Raw genomic sequence first — 22220 nt, 5'->3', positions numbered from 1 at the left:
CGCTCGGGCGAGTCGGAACTGAGCCGGATCACCGGCGCCAAGGCTCCCTCCGGCACCCCGCTCGACGGTGGGCCCGCCGTCGAGCGGCCCAAGAACGTCAACGCTCCCTTCCGCGGCTTCGGTACCAGCAAGGACTCCTCCCGCGGCGGCGGCAAGTCGCGGAAGGCCGGCGAGGCCCGCAAGCTCGCCGCGGCCCGCAAGGCGGCCCTCGTGCGCCGCAACGGCTGAGAACCGATCCCCTGCCGGAAAGCATGACAAGCTGTGCGAGCCCAACCCCGAACCCAGGAGGTCCCCTTGTCCGCAGAGTCCGTGACCACGGAAGGTTCGGAGCCGGCTGAGCCCGAGACGTCTCCTGTGGCGCCGGACCAGGACGGCAACTACGACCTCAAGCGCAAGTTCCGTGAAGCGCTGGCGCGCAAGCGCGGTGCGCAGGCGGACGCGGCCGACGTCGCCGCCAGCCCGGATGCGTCGAAGGTGCGCGCGACGCACGGCCCGGCTGCGAGCCAGCGGTCGTTCCAGCGCAAGAGCGGCGGCTGAGTCGAGCCGTGTCGTGTGGCTGTGCGCCGCCCCGATGAGGACCGCGCGGCCGGGCCCGGGCACAGAACCGTCGCCTCGCTCACCCCAGTTGTCTCCCCACTCGGCCCGGGCCGAGTCGGGCCTACGGCGCCGATCGCACGTACACGCAGGAGGACCCGAACCATGAGTGACCCATCCGACGAGATTCCGAAGGCAGACATCGCGGTCATCGGAGGCAGCGGTTTCTACGAACTCCTGGAGTCGGTGCAGCGAGTCGAGGTCACCACCCCGTACGGCGCACCGTCCGACACCGTGTCCGTCGGCGCCGTGGGCGATCGCCGAGTGGCCTTCCTGCCCCGGCACGGCCGCCACCACGAATTTCCGCCGCACCGCATCAACTACCGCGCCAACATGTGGGCCCTGCGCTCGCTGGGGGTGGAGCAGGTCCTCGCGCCCTGCGCCGTCGGTTCGCTGCGCAAGTCCCTCGGTCCCGGGAGCGTGGTCCTTCCCGACCAGCTCGTTGATCGGACCACGGGCCGTGTCCAGACGTACTTCGACCACGGCGCGAGGCACGTCACCTTTGCCGACCCGTACTGCGCCGCCGGACGTGCCGCCGTGCTCAGGGCCGCGGGCGAGGCCGCAGCCGACGTCCACGACGGCGGAGTGATGGTGGTCGTCGAGGGGCCTCGGTTCTCCACCCGGGCGGAGTCCCAGTGGTACGCCTCGGCCGGCTGGTCCCTGATCAACATGACCGGGCACCCCGAAGCCGTCCTCGCCCGTGAACTCGCCCTCTGCTACACCTCCATAGCCCTCGTGACCGACTACGACGCCGGCGTGGAGCACGGAGAAGGCGTCTCGCAGGACGAGGTGTTCCGCGTGTTCGCTGCGAACATGGAACGCCTGAAGGGCTTGGTCCTCCAGACCGTTGCCGTCCTGGACCGAAAGAGGGAATGCGCGTGCGCGGGGGCGCACGGGATGGACCCGTCGTTCGAAGTCCTCTGAGGCGGCGATCGGCGCGGGCGGGGAGGTGACGCCGGGCCGCGATGCTGATCCTCCCGCCGGACTACCGGCGCCCGGCGGCGCGTTGCACGGGTCCTGAGCATGGTCGTACGGGGAGACGCCGGCCGACTGCACGCGGCCGTCCCAGGCGTAGCGGTACGAGTCGGTGCTGGTCCGGGGCGGCGCCACAAGACCGGTCACCGTGACGGCGATTGCCCCGGCCACGAGCAGGGGCACGGCGTGGGAGGACGGAACCGGCGCAACGCGAGCAGAGCGCCGGCGAACAGCACCCGGCATGCCGCGTAGGGTCAGGCGCCCCGCATGTCCGTGTTTCGTAAGGTGTTCCGGCCACCCACGCGGGTCGTGGCGGGGTGTCATGGAGTCATGCGCTGCACTCCGCCTCCTGGACCGCCGATCACCTTCAAGGCGCGTCTGCACGATGCCCGTACCGCGACCGCGATCGGCCGCTGGCTCGGGCTCGCCCTCGTGGTCTGTTTCGCGACCGGCGTGCTCAGCCATTTCCTTCAGCACCCGCCCGCCTGGCTTGCCGACCGGCTGCCGAGCCGACCGTACTGGGGCTATCGGGTTACCCAGGGGCTGCACGTGGCCTCGGGTATCGCCGCGATTCCGCTGCTGCCGGCCAAGTTGTGGGCGGTCTATCCGCGGCTCTTCGCATGGCCGCCGGTCCGGTCGGTCCGGCACGCGCTGGAGCGTCTCTCGGTGGCCGTGCTCGTCGCCGCCGGGATCTTCGAGCTGTTCACCGGGCTGCTGAACACCTTCCAGTGGTACCCCTGGCCGTTCTCCTTCGTGCCCGTCCACTACGCCGTCGCCTGGCTGCTGCTGGGAGCTCTGCTGCTCCACGTCGCCGTTCAGTGGCCGCAGATCCGCGACCACTTCACCCATCGCTCGCCCGGCACCCTGGCCCTCCCCGCTGCCGATGGACCCGACCGCCGTCAGTTGCTGGCGGCCGTGGCGGCAGGCGTCGGCGCCGTCACGCTGACGACCGTCGGCCAGTCCGTCACCGCGCTCGGGCCGCTGGAGCTGTTCGGCCCGCGCAGCCCGGACCACGGGCCGCAGGGGTTGCCGGTCAACCGCACCGCCGCCGCGGCTCGCGTAACCCAGGCGTCGCTGACCGACTGGCGGCTGACCGTCGACGGGCCACGCCCGTACAGCCTCACGCTGGAGGAGCTGCGCGCGATGCCGCAGCACGAGGTGACTCTGCCCATCGCCTGTGTGGAGGGCTGGAGCAAGTCCGCCCGGTGGACGGGGGTTCGGGTGCGGGACCTGCTGGACCGGGCGGGAGGCGGACCGGGCGCGAGGTGCCGCGTGGTGTCACTGGAGGTTGCGGGTGCGTACCGGGTGATGGAGATGGGCCGCACGTACGCCCAGGACCCGCTCACCCTGCTGGCGTTGGGCCTGAACGGCGAAGTCCTGTCGCTGGACCACGGCTACCCGGCGCGGATCATCGCCCCGAACCGGCCCGGAGTGCTCCAGACCAAGTGGGTCGGCCGACTGGAGGTTCTGTGATGACGTACCGGTACCTGGTGGGCGGCTGCGGGGTCGTCCTGATGGCCTTCGGCGGTGCCCTGCTGCTCGAACTGCCCGAGCCGTGGCGGGTCGGCGTGTGGCTCGCGGGTGGTGTCCTCGTGCACGACGGGCTGATCGCACCGCTGGTGATCGCGATCGCGGCGCTCGCCGCGGCGGCGGGTCTGCGTCTGCGCGGCGTTCCGCGCGCCGCGCTGATCGTCGCGGGCTCCCTGACGGTGATCGCCGTGCCGCCGCTCCTGCGGCCCGGAGGCGTGGCCAATGCGTCGGTGCTGCCGCTGGACTACACACGGAACTGGCTTCTTGCGATGGCGGCCGTCGCCGTGATCACGACGGCGTACGTCGGAGTGCGCGCGTGCCTGCGACGGGCCGCTCGGCGGCGCTGAGCCGGGGGAGACGGAGAGGAGGGGCCGACGCGAGTCGCGTCAGCCGCCTCCACGTTTGCGCCGTCAGCGATGCAGGCCCACGAAGCGGCGGCCTGCCGCCCGCCAGGCGAGGGATCGGGTCCAACCGGCGCCCGCGGCCTCGGCGCACAAGGCCCGTGTTCCGAGCCGTGCCCACCGGAAGGGCGCGCCGTGGCCGCCGCGGCCGTCGTCGACGTGGACGTCGACGCGCTCGTCGACCTCGGCGGTGGCGACCTCGACCAGCAGGGACCCGGTCGGCGAGGCCAGTCGGGCGGCGCGGCGCAGCAGGGCGGCTGGGTCACCTCCGATGCCGATGTTGCCGTCGACGAGCAGCACGGTGTCCCAGCGGCCCTCACGCGGCAGCGGATCGAAGACCGACCGGCACAGGGCGCTGCCTCCGGCACGGACCGTACGGGCCACCGCCTCCGGGGTGACATCCACACCCAGGGCCCGGTGTCCCCGTGCGGCGAGGGCGGCGACGAGGCGGCCCGGTCCGCACCCGACGTCCAGGACAGGGCCCCTACAGCGGTCGAGGACGGTGACATCGGCCGCGTCGGGTTCGGCACACCATCGTTCCACCTCCAAAGGCAGCAGCCAGCCGTCGTCCCGGCGCAGATAGAGCGGGCCCCGGCCGGAACGGAGGGCCTCGGCGTATGGGTCGGCCCGCCAGGCGAGGGCGGGCTCGGTCAGCTGGGCGGTCATCGTGCCACCGCGCACAAGCCGGCGTGGAGAGCGGCGAAGCGGGTGCCGGGGACGGCGGCCGCGACCTGTGCGGCGTCGGCCGGAGTGTCGACGTCGCACAGCTCGGGCAGGTCCCGTACCGCGCGCCCGGACGATGTCAGCCGCCGGCGCTGCTCCCGCCCGGTGTGCGGCACGGACATGGGTACGCCGAGGAGCAGCGCGGGGTCGGGCTCGGCCAGGCCGAGCGCCCAGAACCCGCCGTCGTCAGCCGGGCCGAACCAGGCGTCGGTCTCGTTGAAGTCGAGGCCCTGAGCGAGGAGTTCGGGGGTGATCTGCGGGGTGTCCATGCCGATGAGCAGGGCTGGTCCTTCGGCGTGGGAGAAGGCCGCGGCCAGCCGGGCATCGAGCCCGCCCGCGCACTGCGGAACGACTTCGATCTCGCGCGGCGCCCAGGGCCCCCGTTCCCCGTCGAGAACCAGAACACGGCGGGTGGCGGGGGTGGCGAGCACGGCCTCGAGCGTGTCCTGGAGGGCGGCTTGGGCCAGACCGGCGGCCTGCTCCGGAGTGAAGTGCGGCGTGAGACGCGTCTTGACCCGTCCTGCGACAGGAGCCTTGGCGATGACGAGGAGCGTGCTCATACGGAGACCTCCCCGGCTGCGGCGGACCGTGCACCGGGTGGCTCGGCCAGTACCCGCCGCATGTCGCGTACGGCCTGCCAGGTGCCCCGCCAGGTCCCCGTGACTTTCGATTTCCCCGAGCGCGGTAGGTACGGGATATCCGTCTCGGCTACCCGCCAGCCCGCGTCCGAGGCCCTGACGACCATCTCGAGCGGGTAACCGCTGCGCCGGTCGGTCAGCTCAAGACCGAGCAGGGCCTCTCGGCGTGCCACCCGCATCGGCCCGAGGTCGTGCAGCCGCAGTCCGGTGCGGCGGCGCAGCATCCGCGCGAGAATCAGGTTCCCGGCGCGGGCGTGCGCGGGCCATGCGCCGAAGACCTGTGGGCGACGCCGTCCGAGCAGCAGATCGGCCTCACCCGCTGCCACCCGCGCGGCCATCGGGGCGAGCAGCCCCGGATCCATGGAGGCGTCGCAGTCGCAGAAGCAGACCAGGTCGGCGCGGGCCGCGAGCAGTCCGGCGTGGCAGGCGGAGCCGAAACCACGTCGGCTCTCGTGCACGACGGTCGCACCGAGGTCACGGGCGATCTCCGCGGAGCCGTCGGTCGATCCGTTGTCGACGACGATGGCCCGCCACCCCGCGGGCACCCGCGCCAATACCCAGGGGAGCGCTTCGGCCTCGTCGAGGCACGGCAGTACGAGATCGGCGCGGGGCGGTGCGCAAGCAGATGAAGTCACCCTCCACACCGTAGGAATCAGGGACCGGGAAATGGCGCTTCCAGACCTTACGAAACGCTGACGCCACCCCGTGGGGAGGAACCTGCGCTTCAGCCGGGACCGGACGGGCGACAACCTGGAGCGATGGCAGCGAGCGATATGGAGAGTGCGCATGTGGCGCACCGCGGCGACGGCACGGACGAGACCGGCGCCGTGGGCGGCGTTCTGGTCGTGGACGACGATCCGACCGTCTCGGAGGTCGTGGGCGGGTACCTGGAGCGGGCCGGTTTCGTCGTGCGTCTGGCGGCCGACGGGCCGGCCGCGCTGCCCACCGCGGGGGCGGACCAGCCGATTCCTCCTGCCACGTCGTACGCCGCCACCGCCTCGACGCCCGCTCCGGCCATCCGTGCGTAGTGCACGGCCCAGCGCAGCGCCGCAAAGGAGGCCGGGGAGCCATCGATGCCGACGACGACCCGCTTTCCACCCGCTTCGGCCCGCATCTGAGGTCACTCCCTTCGATGGCCAACGAGGCTCTTCGAAAGCCGCGAATCTCCCCAGAGAGCGCCCACCCAGACCGTCGCTCCGTATCCGGGGGGCTGATGGTCGGAGTCCCCCCGCTGAGGGGGCGAAGGGTGATCTCCAGACCTCTGCCGATCAGCCTGCGGATTGCGCGTCCGAAGGGGCACTCGCGTGGTGTCGGCCCAGCAGTTCGGCGAGGCCGCGGCGGGTTGCGGCGATGACGACGCGGTCTTCCGGTTGCAGCACGTAGCCGGGGTGGAGGTCCCACAGCAGCTGCGGCTGCTCACCGTCGTGTCGGGTGGAGGCGAGGTCGGGACGGCGTGAGCCGGGGGAGGCGGTGTCGAGGGCGAGCACGCGCCAGGCGCCGGCACGGAATGATTCGGCGACGGTGCGGCCTTCGAGCTGAGGGTGTCCGGCGACAACGAGGGCGGCGAAGACGAGGACCTTTCGTTCGACCGGGATCGCGCCGAGGATCTGGCGCCCCATCATGGCCCCGGCGAACGCGGGTGCCGCGAGGTGGGTGACGCTGCGGCTGCGTGTGAGGGCGTCGGGGTGGGTGGTGCGCAGGGTGCGGTAGACGGCTGTGGCGAAGTCGTCGTCGTACAGGCGCAGCGCCACGCGCAGATCGGCCTTCACGGTACGGGCGTAGAGGACGGCTTCCAGGTTGGTGGTGTCGGAGCTGGTGAGGGCGAGCAGGGCGTGGGCACGGTGGACCTTGGCTGTTTCCAGTACGCCTTCCTCGGTGACGTCTCCCAGGACGACGGGTACGCCCAGATCGCGGGCGAGAGGGATGCCGCGAGCGTCGGGGTCCTCCTCGACGCACACGACCGGGATGTCCAGTTCGCGGAGTCGGGCCAGCACCCGAGTGCCGATCTTGCCGAGGCCGAGCAGGACGACGTGGCCGGACAGTCGCCGAGGCGGTCGCCGTAGCGTGCCGGCGGTGCGGAACGTGCCCAGCGTTTCCAGTGCTGCCGCGACCAGGAGCGGGAGCAGGGCGAGGCCGACGAGACCGGACAGCAGCTGGAGGACCTGGTGCGTGACCGGTGCGTCGACGGCGGGGTCGTTGATGGAGAACAGGTCGAGCAGAGTGATGTACGCGGCGTGCACCGGGTCGGCGTCGGTGAGCGCGGTGGTGGTCAGTGTCAGGGCGAGTACGGAGGCGACGATGCCGGCGAGCGCCCAGCGCAGGCGGCTGGAGAAGAGTTCGCGCAGAGGCGCCCCCCGGCGTGCCAGGCGTCGTGGGGGCAGGGCGGGACCGGCGTACTGGACCGTTTCCAGGACCACGCTGCCACGACCGGTGCTGCCTGCGACGGCCCGGTCGTCGGGCAGCAGGACGGCGCCCTGAGGGCCGCTCGCCTCAGAGCCTTCGGTACCTGCTGGGTCAGCCGTCGTGGACGACAGCAGCGCCAGCGTGCACAGGCCGGGGTCCGGCACCTCGCCGCGCCCGGGAGGAGTGCGCTCGGCGGCACGCAGCAGGACGCCGTCGGCCTGGACTACCTTGCTTGTGCCCGCGACGGCAGTGGCTGCGAGGGCGGGGGCCGCTGTGTCGGCGTCGGACAGGACGGTCGTGGAGGCGTCGAGGACGGCCCGGTCCATGCCGGGGGAGTGCACGAGCGCTGCCTGGTCGAGCAGCTCCTCCAGGTGCTGGCCGAGCTTGCGGTTGTACATGCGGACGACGAGGCGTAGCCCGGGGCTGAGGCGGCGGGCGGCGAGCGCGGCACGCAGATTGGTCTCGTCGTCCTCGTACAGCAGCGCCAGCGCCTCCGCACGGTCCACTCCGGCCTGGAGCAGCGCCTCCCGGGTGGGGGCCGGGGCGGTCGTCACCTGTACGGGGACGATCGTCCCGCCGCTCGTTGTGCCCACTGTCTCCGCGACCGGCCCGGCCGTGTGCTCCTCGGCCCCTGCCTCGGAGACGACCACGACGACACGCTGCCGGTAGACCTCCCGCAGTTCGTCGGCCAGTCGGCGGGCGAGCCCGTCGTCGCCGCAGACCACCATGTGTCCAACGGCGTGCGCATGCGGGTTTCCCTGGTGCGGCAGCGCCGTCATGTCTCCCCCTATGTACGTGATCTGTTGTGGTCGGGCGCGGACAGCTGTCACTGGCTCCCTCCGCCTCGCCTGCCACGGTGGACCAGAAGCGTGACGGCTGCCAGGCTGGTGGGGGCCCATATGGCGGTGAACGTCTCAATGGCCGGGTCCCACCCGTCGAGGATGAGCAACAGCAGCAACGTCCAACCGCTCAGGCCGGCCACGGCCCAGCCGCTCCTGGCGAGCGGATGCGGCCTCCGGCGGTGTGCGGCGGCCTCATGGTGCCGGAGGTACCACTGCGACACGTGAACGCCCCGAATTCCGCCCAGCAGGAGGATGATGCCTCCTCCGGCGGAACCCTGCGCGGCACCTTCCGGATACGCGTAGGTTCGCTGCCCGGACTCGCCTTCCCAGAGCGCGATGATCTCGCCCCGCCAGATCGTGCCGGCGACCCGATCGCCCGGACTTACCTGGTCCAGGAACGCGCTGACACCGCTCAGCCTCACCTCCCCGGCGGCTTCGTCGGAGCCGGAGACTTCCACCCAGCCCCCCGGGCTCTTGCCACGGTGCACTCGAACGGAATCGACGGTGAACCAGGCTGCCCGCTGGCAGTCTCCTGTGACTGTCCCACGGCACGCGCTCGCCGCCCGGAACGCGCGCTCCTCGGCCACGGCGTGGGGGAGCCGCGTGAACAACAGTGTGCCCGCGACGAGGGCTGCCGATCCGGCGAGCCCGATGAGGACGGCCCGTATACGAAGCCGCGTCTTGGCATACGGCTTGCCGTGCCGTGGATCCGGTGTCACGGCGGGACCGCCCAATCGTCCAGCTTCGCGAAGACGAGGGTCATGGCGCCGCCGCCGGCCGCGATGAGGCCGTAGATCGCGCGAGAACGCTCCGGTGACCAGGACGGCCCCTGACAGGGCCAGTGCCACGAGCAGGGCGTGCACCCGGCCCGGCAGGGCTTTCAGGGCACGCCACTGGTTCGACTTGCTGCTCGCGAAGCCCCTGGCGCGGGACTCGAGCGAGATGCTACGGAAGATCGTCGCGGCGTGGAGCGGGAAGAGCAGCGCGAAGCCGACGCCGAGGAGAATCCCCTCGCTGGCGAAGGGCGGAAGGTGAGGGACGGGGCTGTAGGCGGCTGCCAGCAATGCCACTGTGGCCAGAGCTAACTGAAGCCCCGCCTGCGCCTTGAAACTTCGTTTCACACCGTCCCCCATCAGACTCGTGTCTCAGCCGGTGACCTCCACCCGCGCATTGGTCTCCGCTGGGGCGAATGTGGGTCGGGGTCGGCGGCGGAGAGGAGTTCCATGCCATGGGCGACATTGCCGGTGACGGCACCGGTCAACTGGCTTGATTCGCTGCCCCCGCCGTCGGCAGATGTTGCCACCGAACCGCAACAGAGTTCACTGCCGGATCCCGGCAGCGCTTTACGCGCTCCTGATGCCGCTAACGCGCGCCCAACGCCTCCGACACGACCGGGGCGACCCGGTCCACCGCCTCGTCCAGGACGAGGTGCCCCGCGTCGCCGACCACGAGCAGGCCGGAAGCCAGGCGACGTCCCGTGGCGCGACGCAGCGAAGACGTGGGGAGGAAGGCGTCGTGTGCCCCCACGATCACGAAGGCCGGAGCTTTCCGGGCGGCGGCCGTCAGTACGGACCGAGGCAGTGGCGGAGGCGCGAGGCTGCTGCGGCACGACCTGCCTACGAGCGCCATCCAGTTGGCCAGGCCGACCGGGGGCTCGGCGCCAGGTGCCACCATGTGCCGCAGGAGACGCTCAGCGTGGGGAACAGTCGGACGCAGCAACCACGGAAGGGTCGCTCCGAGGACGGCGGGGCCGACTCGTAGCCAGACCAGTCCCGCCGGCGACACCAGTACACGGGCTGTGATCCGCTCTGATCGGCATGCGAGCGCGATCGCCCCACCCAGCGAATGCCCCACGACCACCGCGCCCCGGGGCGCGACCCGGTCCATGACCTCCGACAGCCAGCTCCCGTCCCAGGCCGCACGGGCGCTCCTGGGACGAGCGCCCGCACTCAGACCGGGCTGCCCCGGAACGTCCAGCGCGATGACCTGACCGACACCTGACAGGGACTCCAATGTGTCCAGGGCGACGGCGGCGTTCATGTTCGTTCCCGGCACGAGGACGATGCTCGGAGTCCCTGGAGTCGGGGCGGGCCCCACCGTCGTCACGTGAGTGGCTCCCGCAGAGGTGTCGAGATACGAGCGGGTGTGGGGCACCTTCCATGCGTCGAGGTGCCTCTCGCACCAGTCGCGTACACGGTCGTGCGCGGCCGCGCTGCGGTAGATCGATCGCATCGCGGCATCGTAGAACGGCGAAACGGGCACCGCATCGTGCCAGACACCGATCCCGGCGGGCGAGGGCGATATCGTTGCGCGGTCCATTGACGTCCTTTTGACGCCATATCGGCAGGGGCAAGGGGCAGCGCCGGTGGTCGTAACCGTGCCCCAGCGCGTACGAGCCCTCTTCACGACCCATCCCGCCCGAACGGTGGTGCTCGGGTTCGCGAGTGTGGTCGTGATCGGCACGGTCCTGCTGATGCTGCCGCTCGCGACGGAGGACGGTGGCGGCGCCGGTCCACTGACCGCACTGTTCACGTCGACCTCCGCCGTGTGCGTCACCGGCCTCGCGGTCGTCGACACCGGCACCTACTGGAGCGGCTTCGGCGAGGGCGTCATCCTCGTGCTGATCCAGGTCGGCGGCTTCGGCATCATGACCATGGCGTCATTGCTCGCCCTCCTCGTCTCGGGCAGGCTCCGACTGCGGATGCAACTGACTGCGCAGGCGGAGACGAAGAGCCTCGGCATCGGAGACGTACGCAAGGTCCTCCTCGGCGTGGCCGGCACGACGCTGGCCGTGGAGCTCGCCGTCGGCGCGTTCCTCGCGCTGCGGTTCCGTTTCGGGTACGACCACGGCTTCGGCGAATCCGCGTATCTGGGCTACTTCCACGCGGTGTCGGCCTTCAACAACGCCGGGTTCGGTCTGCACGCCGACAGCCTCACGCGGTATGCCCAGGACCCTTGGGTCACGCTGCCGATCGCGCTCGCCGTCATCCTCGGTGGCATCGGCTTCCCGGTCATGCTGGAACTGCTGCGCCACCGCTACCGGGTGCGCACGACCGGCCGGAAGAACTGGACCCTGCACACCAGGCTCACCGTCATCACGACCGTGGTCCTGCTGGTCGTCGGGACGGCGCTCACCGGCCTGCTGGAGTGGACCAACCCCGCCACGCTCGGAGCCCACGACGTCTGGGGAAAGCTGCTGAACAGCTTCTTCTACTCGTCGATGAGCCGCACCGCCGGGTTCAACTCCCTCGACATCGGCGCGCTGCAATCCTCCACGCTCTTGATGACCTGCGTCCTGATGTTCATCGGCGGCGGCAGCGCGGGAACGGCCGGCGGCATCAAGGTCACCACCTTCGCCGTCCTGGCCGCCGCGATCCTGGCCGAGGTACGCGGCGAGCCGAACTCGGTCGTCCTCGGCCGCCGTCTCGCCCCACACGTGCTGCGCCAGGCGCTCACCGTGGCGCTCCTCGGCGTGGGCGTGGTCATGGCCGCCACCCTCGCGCTGCTGTCGGTGAGCGAGGAGCCGCTGGACGCCGTCCTCTTCGAGGCGGTGTCCGCCTTCGCCACCGTCGGGCTGTCCACCGGCATCACCGCCGACCTGCCCGCCCTCGGACAGCTCATCCTCATCGGCCTGATGTTCATCGGCCGCATCGGTCCCATCACGCTCGTCTCCGCACTGGCCCTGCGCGAACGCACACGACGCTATGAACTGCCCGAGGAGCGACCCGTCATTGGCTGACTACCTGCACAATCTGCGCAAGCGTCGGCGTCGGCGGCTGAGTGAGCAGCCCCAGGTCTCTGCGGACCAGCGTGTCGCCGTCATCGGGCTCGGTCGCTTCGGCTTTTCCCTCGCCAACGAGCTGATGCGCCGGGGCTGGGACGTCCTCGGTATCGACTCCGATGCCCGCCTCGTCCAGAAGTACAGCGACCTGCTCACCCACGCCGTCGTCGCCGACTCCACCGACCCGGACGCCCTGGGCCAGCTCGGCGTCCATGAGTTCACCAGCGCCGTCGTCGGTATCGGCAACGACGTGGAGGCCAGCATCCTGGTCAGCTCGAACCTCCTCGAAGCGGGCGTCCCGAACATCTGGGCCAAGGCGATCAGCCGCCAGCACGGCAAGATCCTCGAACGCCTCGGCGTCCACCATGTCGTTCTCCCCGAGCACGAGATGGGTGAGCGGGTCGCCCACCTCGTCACCGGACGGATGCTCGACTTCATCGAGTTCGACGACGACTACGCACTCGTCAAGACCGTCGCTCCCCAGGTCGCGACCGGCCGGCCGCTCGGGCAGTCCCAGGTCCGCAGCCGGTACGGCATCACCGTCGTCGGCATCAAGCGCCCCGGCGAGGACTTCACGTACGCCACCGCCGACACGGTCGTGGAGAAGGGCGACATCATCGTCGTCACCGGCAAGACCGCGGCTGTGGAGACCTTTACAGAGCTCCCCTGACCGTTAGGATCCCCTGCGGGTGAGCCGGGAAGCCTGGTCGGCACAGTCCTCCGCCTGCCTGGAAGCATCCACCATGTCTCTGACCCTCGTCCTGCTCGCCCTGTGGGCGCTCGCCTTCCTGACGTTCAACACCGTCATCGCCCTGCGGGTCTGGCGGCTGACCCACCTGCCTCGGTGGCGCCGCGCGATGCCGGCGATTCTGCTCTGTGCTGCTGTGGCCGCGAGCCTCAGCCGGGCCACGGGCACGAGCATCGTCGCGGAGACCTTCGCGTTCCCGCTGAATGCGGCCACGGCACTCGTGGGCATCCTCGAAATACGTCGGCACCGCGCACGTGCGCACGGCATCGCGCAGGGAGAGTCGGCGTGAGCCCGTGGGCGAGCTGGACGCTCCTGGCCACCGGTGCCGTCTTCGTCCTCGTGCCGAGCATCGCCCTTCTACGAGGCTGGAGACCTGGCAGCTTGCGGCGGTCCGAGGGACCTGTGCCCTTGCTCGGCTGGGCGGGCGTGGCGCTGTACGGGGTGGTGCTGACCGGAGAGGTCCCGCGCCTGGTCGGCATGTCGACCGGCGTGCGCGCTGTGTGCGGGTACGCAGCTCTGGGGCTTGCGGCCTTTGTCCGTCGCCCTCGTTGTCCTCTACGACCACTTGGCGCGTCAGTCAGTGTGCCCCTCCCGTCCGCCTCGACGTGTTGAGCGGTCACAGATCCTGGTCGGGCCAGCTGAGGAGGCGTGCTCCGATGACGGCGGTCTGAAGGGTGTAGCGCTGGACGGGGTCGCCAGGGTCGGCGCCTGTCAGGCGTTGGATGCGTTCGAGGCGGTACGTCATGGCCCGCACGCTGAGGTTCAGGTGGCGGGCTGCCTGCGCGGTGACGCAACCAGTGTCGAAGTACGCGGTGAGGGTGTCCAGCAGCGGCTGCGCGCCGCCGCGGGCCTGCTGGAGCGGGCCGAGGACGCTGCGTACGAGGTCGGCCATGGCCTGCCGGTCGCGGGTGAGGACGGGGTAGACGAGCAGGTCGGCGGCGTGCAGGACCGGCTCGTTCAGGTCCATGCGGGAGGCGAGGTCGAGGGCGTTGAGGGCTTCCTCGTAGGAGTGGACGACGCCGCCGGCACCGGGGTGCGAGCGGCCGATGGCGACCTGACCGCCGTCGGTGGCCGCGTATGCCTGCTTCGCGAAGTGGGCCAGTACCTCGGGTTCGTCGGCCGGGGAGACGCAGATGAGTCGGCCGTCCTTGGTGGTGAGCAGGATGCGGCGGTTGCCGAAGCGGGCGACGAGCGAGGATTCGACGGTGCGGGTGACCGCGTAGCCGTCGTCGTACGCCTCCGGGCCCTGTGCCACGGCCACCGCGTGGGCGTGGGAGAGGAGCAGCCCGAAGCGCTCCGCCCGTTCGGCGAGCCTGCCGAGGTCGCTGCGGCCGTAGAGGAGATCGTCGATGAACTCGCGTCGAGCGGCCTCCTCCTGGCGCATCGCCAGGTGTTGCGCCCGCTCGTGCCCCTCGGCGAAGGCGTCCACGGCCTGCCCGACGGCGCTCAGGAGATGGGCAGCCGCTGCCTGCGACAGCTCGGGGTGGACACGCTCCGCGGCGGAGAGGTGGGCCCGGACAAGACTCCGCAGCCCGATGCCGGCCTCTGCGGCCCGCTCCCCACGGGACCGCAGCGCCTCCAGCTCGTCGCGAGTGAGTCTGCGGCGCGTTGCGCAGACACTGGACAGGATCTCGGCATACCCCTCCAGATACTGCTCGTTGGTCGCTCGCTCCGTCACGGCCCCTCCCGGTTTCCTGTCGCGTCTTTGACGAGTTCCTGACGCGCGCGGACCAAGACTCGCACGCCGGCCAAAGGGGGGTGTCTCTGGCATCAAGAAGACGTCAAACGCTGCCGGTTCACGGCAATGCCGACGCGGTCGCTGCTGCGCCAGAATGGTCTCGCGAGAGGGCCCAGGCATCGAGGCGATGCCGGGACCCGGAAACTTCGAGACAGCAGGGGGGAACGATGGGGGAGTTCCTGGACGCCGCCGTCGGCTTTCCTTCGATGCTGTTCACCGCTGCCCTGATCGTCGTCGCGGGCTTCTGGCTGCTGGTCCTGTTCGGTCTGGCGGAACGCGACGGCTTCGACTCCGATGTCGACGTCGAAGCCCTGCGTCTCGGCGGAGTGCCGGTCTCCGTGGCTGCGACCCTGTCGATCGTGGTCGGCTGGCTCCTGAGCGTGGGCGGTTCGGTGCTCCTCACGCGTGCCGGCATGTCTGGCTTCTCTTCGCATCTGCTCTCCACGGCTCTGCTGCTGGTGGCCCCACTCCTCTCCTGGCTGGTCACGCGACGGCTCGTACGGCCGCTGGCGCGGCTGTTCCCTGATGAACCCGGGCGGTCCCGGTCGGAGGTCACGGGTCTGTCAGACCCGCCTGAACGGGACCGATCCGCTGCCCGCGGAAAGCGTCGCGCCGCCGAGGCCGTACGCCGAGGCCGGTAGTTCGTCCGGGGCCGGGCCACCCTCAGGGCGCTCGCCCCCGTAACGCCGCCGCTTGAGCCCGCGGCTCCCAACTCTTCCATCGACACGGGGTTTCTCATGAATGCCATCACCCCGGGCATCGGCGTGCTGATCGCCGTTGTCCTGCTCATCTGCGTCGCCCTGCTCTTCGCCGTCACCCGGCTGTTCCGGAAGGTGGAGCAGGGCAAGGCCCTGATCGTGTCCAAGATGCGGAAGGTCGACGTCACCTTCACCGGACAGGTCGTGCTGCCCGTCCTGCACAAGGCCGAACTCATGGACATCTCGGTGAAGACGATCGAGATCTCCCGGACCGGCCGGGACGGGTTGATCTGCCGGGACAACATCCGGGCGGACATCCGCATCTCGTTCTTCGTCCGCGTCAACAAGACGGTCGAGGACGTCATCAAGGTCGCGCAGGCCATCGGTACCGCGCGGGCCAGCGACAAGGAGACCCTGCAGGAGCTGTTCAACGCCAAGTTCTCCGAGGCGCTGAAGACGGTCGGGAAGCAGATGGACTTCACCGACCTCTACACCAAGCGCGAAGAGCTGCGCTTCAAGATCATCGAGCTGATCGGCATCGACCTCAACGGCTACAGCCTGGAGGACGCGGCAATCGACCACCTGGAGCAGACTCCGCTCTCCCACCTCGACCCCGGCAACATCCTGGACGCCCAGGGCATCCGCAAGATCACCGAGCTGACGGCCGTCGAGAACGTCCGGACCAACGAGTACCGCCAGAACGAGCAGAAGGAGATCACCCGCCAGAACGTCGACGCCCGAGAGGCCATCCTGGAGCTGGAGCGTCGGCAGGCGGACGCCGAGATCAAGCAGAAGCGCGAGATCGACACCGTACGCGCCCGGGAGGAGGCGGAGACCGCTCGGGTCGTGGAGGAGGAGCGGCTGCGCGCGCAGAGTGCCTTCCTCCGGACGGAGGAGCAGCTCGGGATCCAGCGTGAGAACCAGGCCCGTGAGGTCGCGGTCGCGCAGAAGAACCGCGAGCGGGTCATCGCGATCGAGAACGAGCGGATCGAGAAGGACCGGCTGCTGGAAGTCATCGCCCGGGACCGGGAGACCGAGCTGACCCGCATCTCCGCGGACAAGGAGGTCGAGGCCGAGCGCCGGGAGATCGCCGAAGTGATCCGTGAGCGGGTCGCCGTGGACCGTACGGTCGCCGAGCAGGAGGAGTCGATCAAGCGGCTTCGGGCGGTCGAGGAGGCCGAGCGCGAGCGGCAGGCCGTCATCATCGCGGCGGAGGCCGAGGCCCAGGAGAAGCTGGTCAAGGACATCAAGGCCGCGGAGGCCGCCGAGCAGGCCGCCGTCCACCGCGCCGCCGAGGAACTCACCCTGGCGGAGGCCCGGAACAAGGCTGCCGACATGGACGCCCGCGCGAAGATCCGCCTCGCCGAAGGCATCCAGGCCGAGGCAGCCGCCGAAGGGCTCGCGGCCGTGCAGGTACGGGAGAAGGAAGCGGACGCCATCGAGAAGGCCGGCCGCGCGGAGGCGGAGGCCACGGAGGCCCGGCTGCGTGCCGAGGCCGCCGGCACCCGCGAGAAGGCCCTCGCCGAGGCGACCGCCATCGGGGAGAAGCTCAAGGCAGAGGCGGCCGGTCTGACGGAGAAGGCGGCGGCGATGGCCGCGCTCGACGAGGCGTCCCGCACGCACGAGGAGTACCGGCTGCGCCTTGAGGCGGAGAAGGACATCCGGCTCGCCGGGCTCGACGTGCAGCGGCAGGTCGCCGAGGCGCAGGCCACCGTGCTCGCGACCGGCCTGGAGAACGCCGACATCAACATCGTCGGCGGCGAGTCGGTCTTCCTCGACCGGCTGATGCAGTCGATCGCGCTCGGCAAGTCCGTCGACGGCTTCATGGAGCACTCACAGACCGCGCAGGCGCTCGCGGGCCCGTGGCTGAGCGGGGACGGGTCCTTCACGGAGGACCTGACCAAGGTGCTGGGCTCGCTGTCCACCGCTGACGTGCAGAACCTCAGTGTGTCCGCGCTGCTGGCGAAGGTCATGAAGTCGGGCGTCCTCGACACGGGCGCCGACACCGGCGTCCTGAACGGCGCCGTCAAGAGCTGACCGCCCACGGGGGAGCGGTCAAAGCGGGTCCGGTGCCGGCAAACGGGGGAGTTACCGGCACCGGACCCGTATCCACCACGGTACAAGGAGCGGAACGGGATGAGCGCGGGAATCGACCAGGACACCTATACGGTGCTGCGTGACCGCCTCGTCGCGCAGGCCGGTGAGCTGGCCCGGCGCGCCGAGGCCCTCAACCAGGCGCGGATCACGGAGTTCGGTTCGGGCGAGCTGACCCTCGCGGGCACCGACCGCATCCGCACCGAGAGCAACGGCCTGGCCCGGGACATCGTCGCCGTCGGCGACGGTGTCCTGCTCTTCGGCCGCCACACGACATCCGGGGGGCGAGCTGAGACTTCGGTCTCCGATGTCTTCACGCTGTACGACGGCGAGTTGAACCCGCTGCCCGAGGGCGCGGTGCCCGGTCTCCTCGACGATCCGGACTTCGTACGGGAGTTCACCGGCCTGCACCGCTACTTCCGGGGCACTCGCCTGCTGCGGCTGCGCCGCCTGGAAGGGCGTCTTCTCGCGGTCTTCCAGACGGGGGAGCAGGCCGACGACCTGCGTGTCCTGCGGTGGTCCGTCGGGCCGTCGGGCGAGCTGAGTTTCCTCGATGCCCAGGGCGAGCGCGACCACGTCTTCCCGCCCTCCCACGACGTCGACTGGGTGGAGACGACCCGAGACGATCACGTACTGGGCCGGCATCCGCACATCTCGCTCGGCGGCCGTCTCTTCGTGTCCACGGTCGGCGGGGCGCTCACGGTGAAGACGGAGAACGACACGGAGACCGCCGAAGACGTCCACAGCGAGCCCGTCGACGAGCCGCTGCAGTCCCTGGCCGACGCGGAGGTCGCGTACGCGACGGTGGGTGCGCTGATCGTGGTGCGGGTCCGCCCGTACAAGGAGGAGGTCCGGCGGCACCTCGTCTTCAACACCCTGGCCGGCACGGTGGTCAGGCTCGACGGCATCGGACAGGCGTGTCTGCGGTTGCCGGAGGACGAGGGGATCGTGTTCCCGGGCGGCTACTGCCTTGCCTCCGGAACGGTGAAGACCTTCGACACGAACTCGTCCGGTCTGACGTTCGAGCGGGCGATCCGCTCACCCAACGGCGAGGACATCCTCTTCGTCTTCCAGGCCCAGGAGGCCGACCGAAGCCTTCTTCTCCCGTACAACCTGATCCGGAAGGAGATCGCCAACCCGGTCGCCTGCCGCGGATACACGCTCCTCGACGACGGAACGATGGTCGTGCTGCGTGCCGAGGACGGAGAGCCCGGCCGCGTGCACCCCGTGCAGATCTGGCGGACCCCGTACGTGGCCGACACCCACCTTGCTCCGGCCGGGACCGGACCGCTGGCCCGCATCGGCAACTCGGATCTCGTCCGAGGCATCTCCGACTGTCTCGCCATCGCCCGGCAGGCCACCGAAACGACGCCCACCGGTGCGGTGTACGTGTCGCTGGTCGGCGCGTGCGCACGGACTGCCGATCTCCACCACTGGTTGGGCGATCAGGAGACGGGCGACCTGTACGGACCGCTGGCCGCGCTGAAGGACACCGCCGCTCAGGTCCTCGACGAGTTCGAGACCGTGACCACACTCACCCGTCAGGCGGCCGAGGCGCTGGCGGAGTCCGCCCAGCGGATCTCCCAGCTGGTCCGACGTGTCCGGGGCGAGGCGCCCGCCGGCGCCGAGGAGTGGGTCGCTCGGATCACCGAACTCCGTCAGGCCCAAGGGCACCTTGTGACCCTGAAGGTGATGCGCTACGCCGACACGGAGCGGATCGACACGCTCACGGGGGACGTCGAGGCCGATATCGCCTCGGCAGCGCAGCGGGCGGTCTTGTTCCTCCAGCGCGAGGACGCCTTCACCGGCCATCACAGGGACGCCGAACGCCTCGCCGCCGAGGCCCAGGAGCTGACAACCCTCGCCGGTGCCGTCCCTGTCGGCGAGCAGATCGACACGCACACGCTCGGCCTGCGGACGCTCAGCGAGATCGTCGCCGGTCTGGACATCGGCGACGCGACCGTCCGCACGTCGATCCTGGAGCGGATCGGAGACGTCCTCGGCTCGCTCAACCGCGCCCGCGCCGTCCTGACCTCGCGGCGCGCGGAACTCCTCGACCAGGAGGGCCGGGCGGAGTTCGCCGCCGAGCTCGCCCTGCTCGGCCAGGCCGTCACCGGCGCTCTGGCGGCTTCGGACACCCCGGACCGCTGCGACGACCAGCTCGGCAGGCTGCTGCTCCAGCTGGAGAACCTGGAGTCCCGCTTCGCCGAGCACGACGGCTTCCTGGCCGACATCGGCGCCAAGCGGACCGAGATCTACGAAGCCTTCACGGCGCGCAAGCAGTCGCTCCAGGACTCCCGTGCCCGCCGCGCGGAGCGCCTCGCCGAGTCGGCGGTGCGGGTGCTTGAGGCGATCACCCGGCGCGCCTCCGCCCTGGATGACGTCGACGAGGTGCACACGTACTTCGCCTCCGACCCCATGGTCACCAAGGTCCGGCGCCTCGTCGCGGACCTGCGGGAACTCGGTGACCAGGTACGGGCGGAGGAGCTTGACGGCCGACTCGCCGCCGTCCGCCAGGAGGCAGGCCGAGCCCTGCGGGACCGCACCGAGCTGTTCTCCGATGGCGGCGACACGATCCAGCTCGGCAGGCACCACTTCGCCGTCAACCGGCAGGCACCCGAGCTGACGCTCGTACCGCACGGGGAGACACTCGCGTTCGCGTTGACCGGGACCGACTACCGTGCCCCGGTCACCGACCCGGAGTTCGCCGCGACCCGGCCGTACTGGAACCGGACGCTGCCGTCCGAGTCGCCGGAGGTCTACCGCGCCGAGCATCTGGCCGCCCGCCTGCTGGCCGAACACGGCGCGGACGGCCTGGACGGCGCCGACCTGGCAGGACTCGCACGCCGTGCTGCCGAGGCCCCCTACGACGAGGGCTACGAGCGCGGTGTCCACGACCACGACGCCGCGGCGATCCTGGAGACGGTGCTCAGGCTCCAGGAGGGCGCCGGACTTCTCGGTCACCCGGCGAAGGCGCGCGCCGCCGCCCAGATGTTCTGGGCGCACTCCACCACCGCCGAAGGCCGCGACCAGTGGACCCGACGCGCGGTGTCACTCACGCAAGCCCGTGATCTCTTCGGCTCGGCATCGGCCCTGGACGGACTCCAGCGCGAGCTGGCCGGGGAGATCGGCAGCGAGAGCGCCGCCGCGTACCTGATCGCCGAACTGGCCTCCGGTCAGGCGGGTTTCGCGGTCGCAGCCGAGGCGCACGCACTGCTGGACAAGTTCCGCCACGCCGTCGGCGCCTCCGCGTACCGCGAGACCCTCGCCGCCCTCACGCAGCAGGACGCGCGCCTGCAACTCGTCGAGGCATGGCTGAGTTCGTACGCGTCGGCATGCGGCGAGCAGCTCGACGAGGGCGTACTGGCAGAGGCCGTCGCCGTCGAGCTGAGCCCGGATCTCGTCCGCTACGAGGTGGGCGCGCCGACCACGGCCACGGTCGCCGGACTCCTCGGCACCCACCCCCGTGTGCGGGGCCGCGCACTGGAGCTGCGGCTCGACGAGTACCTGGCCAGGACGCGGGCCTTCGCGGAGCTGGACGTGCCCGCCTTCCGCGCCTACCAGCGGCAGCGGGCAGAGCTCGTCGCGGCCGAGCGCGCGCGGCTGCGCGTGGACGAGTACCGGCCCCGGGTCATGTCGTCCTTCGTCCGCAACCGGCTCGTCGACGAGGTCTACCTCCCCCTGATCGGCGACAACCTCGCCAAGCAGCTCGGCGCGGCGGGAGACGCCAAGCGGACCGATTCCCACGGCCTGCTGCTGCTCCTCTCCCCGCCCGGCTACGGCAAGACCATGCTGATCGAGTACGTCGGCGACCGCCTCGGCCTGCTGCTCGTCAAGGTCGACGGTCCCGCCCTCGGCCAGGACACGACCTCGCTGGACCCCGCCGAAGCGCCCGACGCCGCGGCGCGCCGGGAGCTGGAGAAGATCGCCTTCGCACTCGCGGCGGGCAACAACGTCCTGTTGTACGTGGACGACATCCAGCACACGTCGCCGGAGTTCCTGCAGAAGTTCATCCCGCTCTGCGACGCCACCCGCACGCTGGGCGGCCACGACCTGCGCGGCAAGCGCTTCGCCGTCTGCATGGCCGGAAACCCCTACACCGAGTCCGGGCAGCGGTTCCGTGTGCCGGACATGCTCGCCAACCGGGCCGATGTGTGGAACCTCGGTGACGTACTGACCGGCAAGGAGGACGCGTTCGCGCTGAGCTTCGTCGAGAACGCCCTCACCTCCCACCCCGTCCTCGCCCCGCTCGCCGGCCGCGACCGCACCGACCTGGAGCTCCTGACCCGGCTGGCCACGGGCGACCCGACCGCACGGCGCGACCGGCTCACCCATCCCTACGCCCCCGCCGAACTCGACCGCGTCCTCGCCGTCCTGCGCCACCTGCTGACCGCCCGCGGGACGGTCCTCGCGGTCAACGCGGCCTACATCGCCTCCGCCGCCCAGTCCGACGACGCCCGCACCGAACCGCCCTTCCGACTCCAGGGCTCGTACCGCAACATGAACAAGATCGCGGCCCGCATCTCACCCGCCATGAACGACGACGAACTCGCCGCGGTCATCGACGACCACTACACCGCCGAGGCCCAGACCCTCACCACCGACGCCGAGACCAACCTCCTGAAGCTCGCCGAGCTGCGCGGCACCCTCACCACCTCGCAGGCCGCTCGCCGGTCGGAGGTGACCACCGCCTACCTGCGGACCCAGGCACTCGGCAGCGCCGGAGAGGACCCGCTGAGCCGGGCGGTCGCCGCCCTCGGCCTGCTCGCCGACCGCATCACGGCCGTCGAGACGGCGATCACCCGGGCGACGGACCCGCGTCACCTCCTCGCGCGCCCGGCCGGACGACACGCCTTGCTGCCGATGCGCGAAGACCAGGCGGGGAGCTGACCAGGAAACATGCGCATGACCCCCAACGCTCCTTACCTGCGGAGATAAGTGCACTGTGAACGGACGCACCTGTCCGAATAACGGTCGTGTCACGCTCCCTGGGATTCTCGAAGATCACCCTACGTGATGTGACTTGCATCACACAGTAGGCGGCGGATGTCGTGG

The 22220-nt window shown here is 70.7% G+C and carries 17 protein-coding genes and 3 pseudogenes; 12 read left to right on the top strand and 8 right to left on the bottom strand.

The window, feature by feature from the left end; genetic code table 11:
* The 5 genes and pseudogenes from ACGFMM_RS32680 to ACGFMM_RS32660 all read left to right on the top strand — a co-directional run.
* Window positions 1–228 (top strand): annotated as a pseudogene (locus ACGFMM_RS32680) (RNA helicase); the annotation flags it as partial.
* A gap of 66 nt (window positions 229–294) precedes the next feature.
* A complete protein-coding gene (locus ACGFMM_RS32675; protein WP_393650102.1) occupies window positions 295–537 on the top strand; it encodes a DUF5302 domain-containing protein in 243 nt (80 codons plus the stop codon).
* Between the two features lie 162 nt (window positions 538–699).
* A complete protein-coding gene (locus ACGFMM_RS32670) occupies window positions 700–1518 on the top strand; it encodes an S-methyl-5'-thioadenosine phosphorylase (RefSeq protein ID WP_393650101.1) in 819 nt (272 codons plus the stop codon).
* Between the two features lie 381 nt (window positions 1519–1899).
* Window positions 1900–3042: a molybdopterin-dependent oxidoreductase gene (locus tag ACGFMM_RS32665; RefSeq protein WP_393650100.1), complete on the top strand. Its 1143-nt coding sequence runs from the start codon at window positions 1900–1902 to the stop codon at window positions 3040–3042.
* Window positions 3042–3446 (top strand): hypothetical protein, encoded by a 405-nt coding sequence (locus ACGFMM_RS32660; RefSeq protein WP_393650099.1) that lies wholly within the window; start codon window positions 3042–3044, stop codon window positions 3444–3446. The genes ACGFMM_RS32665 and ACGFMM_RS32660 overlap by 1 nt, the downstream gene beginning before the upstream one ends.
* A gap of 63 nt (window positions 3447–3509) precedes the next feature.
* Here ACGFMM_RS32660 and ACGFMM_RS32655 read toward each other — a convergent pair whose 3' ends face one another.
* The 3 genes from ACGFMM_RS32655 to ACGFMM_RS32645 are packed head-to-tail and all read right to left on the bottom strand — an operon-like array spanning window position 3510 to window position 5496.
* Complete coding sequence (locus ACGFMM_RS32655; RefSeq protein ID WP_393650098.1) at window positions 3510–4166, bottom strand: class I SAM-dependent methyltransferase; 657 nt, start codon at window positions 4164–4166, stop codon at window positions 3510–3512.
* The gene (locus ACGFMM_RS32650) at window positions 4163–4783 is read right to left on the bottom strand and encodes a DUF2064 domain-containing protein (protein ID WP_393650097.1); all 621 of its coding nucleotides are present in this window, start codon (window positions 4781–4783) and stop codon (window positions 4163–4165) included. The genes ACGFMM_RS32655 and ACGFMM_RS32650 overlap by 4 nt, the downstream gene beginning before the upstream one ends.
* Window positions 4780–5496 carry a glycosyltransferase family 2 protein gene (locus tag ACGFMM_RS32645; protein ID WP_393650096.1) on the bottom strand — a complete coding sequence of 239 codons (717 nt, stop codon included), beginning with the start codon at window positions 5494–5496 and terminating at the stop codon, window positions 4780–4782. The genes ACGFMM_RS32650 and ACGFMM_RS32645 overlap by 4 nt, the downstream gene beginning before the upstream one ends.
* Before the next feature lie 192 nt (window positions 5497–5688).
* On the opposite strand from ACGFMM_RS32645, the pseudogene ACGFMM_RS32640 reads away from it, so the two are divergent.
* Window positions 5689–5826: pseudogene (locus ACGFMM_RS32640) on the top strand (DNA-binding response regulator); the annotation flags it as partial.
* 65 nt (window positions 5827–5891) lie between these two features.
* Here the strand turns inward: ACGFMM_RS32640 and ACGFMM_RS32635 are convergent.
* From ACGFMM_RS32635 to ACGFMM_RS32620, 4 genes and pseudogenes are all read right to left on the bottom strand, one after another.
* Window positions 5892–5975 (bottom strand): annotated as a pseudogene (locus ACGFMM_RS32635) (universal stress protein); the annotation flags it as partial.
* Window positions 5976–6129: 154 nt separating this feature from the next.
* Window positions 6130–7992 (bottom strand): NAD-binding protein, encoded by a 1863-nt coding sequence (locus tag ACGFMM_RS32630; protein ID WP_393650108.1) that lies wholly within the window; start codon window positions 7990–7992, stop codon window positions 6130–6132.
* A gap of 98 nt (window positions 7993–8090) precedes the next feature.
* Entirely contained in the window at window positions 8091–9227 is a 1137-nt protein-coding gene (locus tag ACGFMM_RS32625; protein WP_393650095.1) for a hypothetical protein, read from the bottom strand.
* A 241-nt stretch (window positions 9228–9468) separates the two neighbouring features.
* On the bottom strand, window positions 9469–10338 hold the full coding sequence (locus ACGFMM_RS32620) for an alpha/beta fold hydrolase (RefSeq protein WP_393650107.1): 870 nt from the start codon (window positions 10336–10338) through the stop codon (window positions 9469–9471).
* A 133-nt stretch (window positions 10339–10471) separates the two neighbouring features.
* Here ACGFMM_RS32620 and ACGFMM_RS32615 point away from each other — a divergent pair, with 133 nt between their 5' ends.
* The 3 genes from ACGFMM_RS32615 to ACGFMM_RS32605 all read left to right on the top strand — a co-directional run bounded on the left by ACGFMM_RS32615 (window position 10472) and on the right by ACGFMM_RS32605 (window position 12924).
* Window positions 10472–11845: a TrkH family potassium uptake protein gene (locus ACGFMM_RS32615; protein WP_393650094.1), complete on the top strand. Its 1374-nt coding sequence runs from the start codon at window positions 10472–10474 to the stop codon at window positions 11843–11845.
* Window positions 11838–12557, top strand: coding sequence for a potassium channel family protein (locus ACGFMM_RS32610; protein ID WP_393650093.1), 720 nt, complete (start codon window positions 11838–11840; stop codon window positions 12555–12557). Before ACGFMM_RS32615 ends, ACGFMM_RS32610 begins: the two co-directional genes overlap by 8 nt.
* A 73-nt stretch (window positions 12558–12630) precedes the next feature.
* Window positions 12631–12924 (top strand): hypothetical protein, encoded by a 294-nt coding sequence (locus tag ACGFMM_RS32605; RefSeq protein WP_393650092.1) that lies wholly within the window; start codon window positions 12631–12633, stop codon window positions 12922–12924.
* 327 nt (window positions 12925–13251) lie between these two features.
* On the opposite strand, the gene ACGFMM_RS32600 is transcribed toward ACGFMM_RS32605, so the two are convergent.
* On the bottom strand, window positions 13252–14313 hold the full coding sequence (locus tag ACGFMM_RS32600; protein WP_393650091.1) for a PucR family transcriptional regulator: 1062 nt from the start codon (window positions 14311–14313) through the stop codon (window positions 13252–13254).
* Between the two features lie 227 nt (window positions 14314–14540).
* Between ACGFMM_RS32600 and ACGFMM_RS32595 the strand changes: the two genes are divergently transcribed.
* From ACGFMM_RS32595 to ACGFMM_RS32585, 3 genes are all read left to right on the top strand, one after another.
* On the top strand, window positions 14541–15014 hold the full coding sequence (locus tag ACGFMM_RS32595) for a hypothetical protein (RefSeq protein ID WP_393650090.1): 474 nt from the start codon (window positions 14541–14543) through the stop codon (window positions 15012–15014).
* Window positions 15015–15110: 96 nt separating this feature from the next.
* Window positions 15111–17108 carry an SPFH domain-containing protein gene (locus ACGFMM_RS32590; protein WP_393650089.1) on the top strand — a complete coding sequence of 666 codons (1998 nt, stop codon included), beginning with the start codon at window positions 15111–15113 and terminating at the stop codon, window positions 17106–17108.
* 99 nt (window positions 17109–17207) lie between these two features.
* Complete coding sequence (locus ACGFMM_RS32585; RefSeq protein WP_393650088.1) at window positions 17208–22055, top strand: DNA repair ATPase; 4848 nt, start codon at window positions 17208–17210, stop codon at window positions 22053–22055.
* Window positions 22056–22220 lie beyond the last annotated feature (165 nt).

The sequence above is a fragment of the Streptomyces sp. NPDC048604 genome, from assembly GCF_043199435.1.
Taxonomy (GTDB): Bacteria; Actinomycetota; Actinomycetes; order Streptomycetales; family Streptomycetaceae; genus Streptomyces.
Note: the sequence above shows the minus strand (reverse complement) of the source record. Positions and strands in the feature narration are given on the sequence as shown.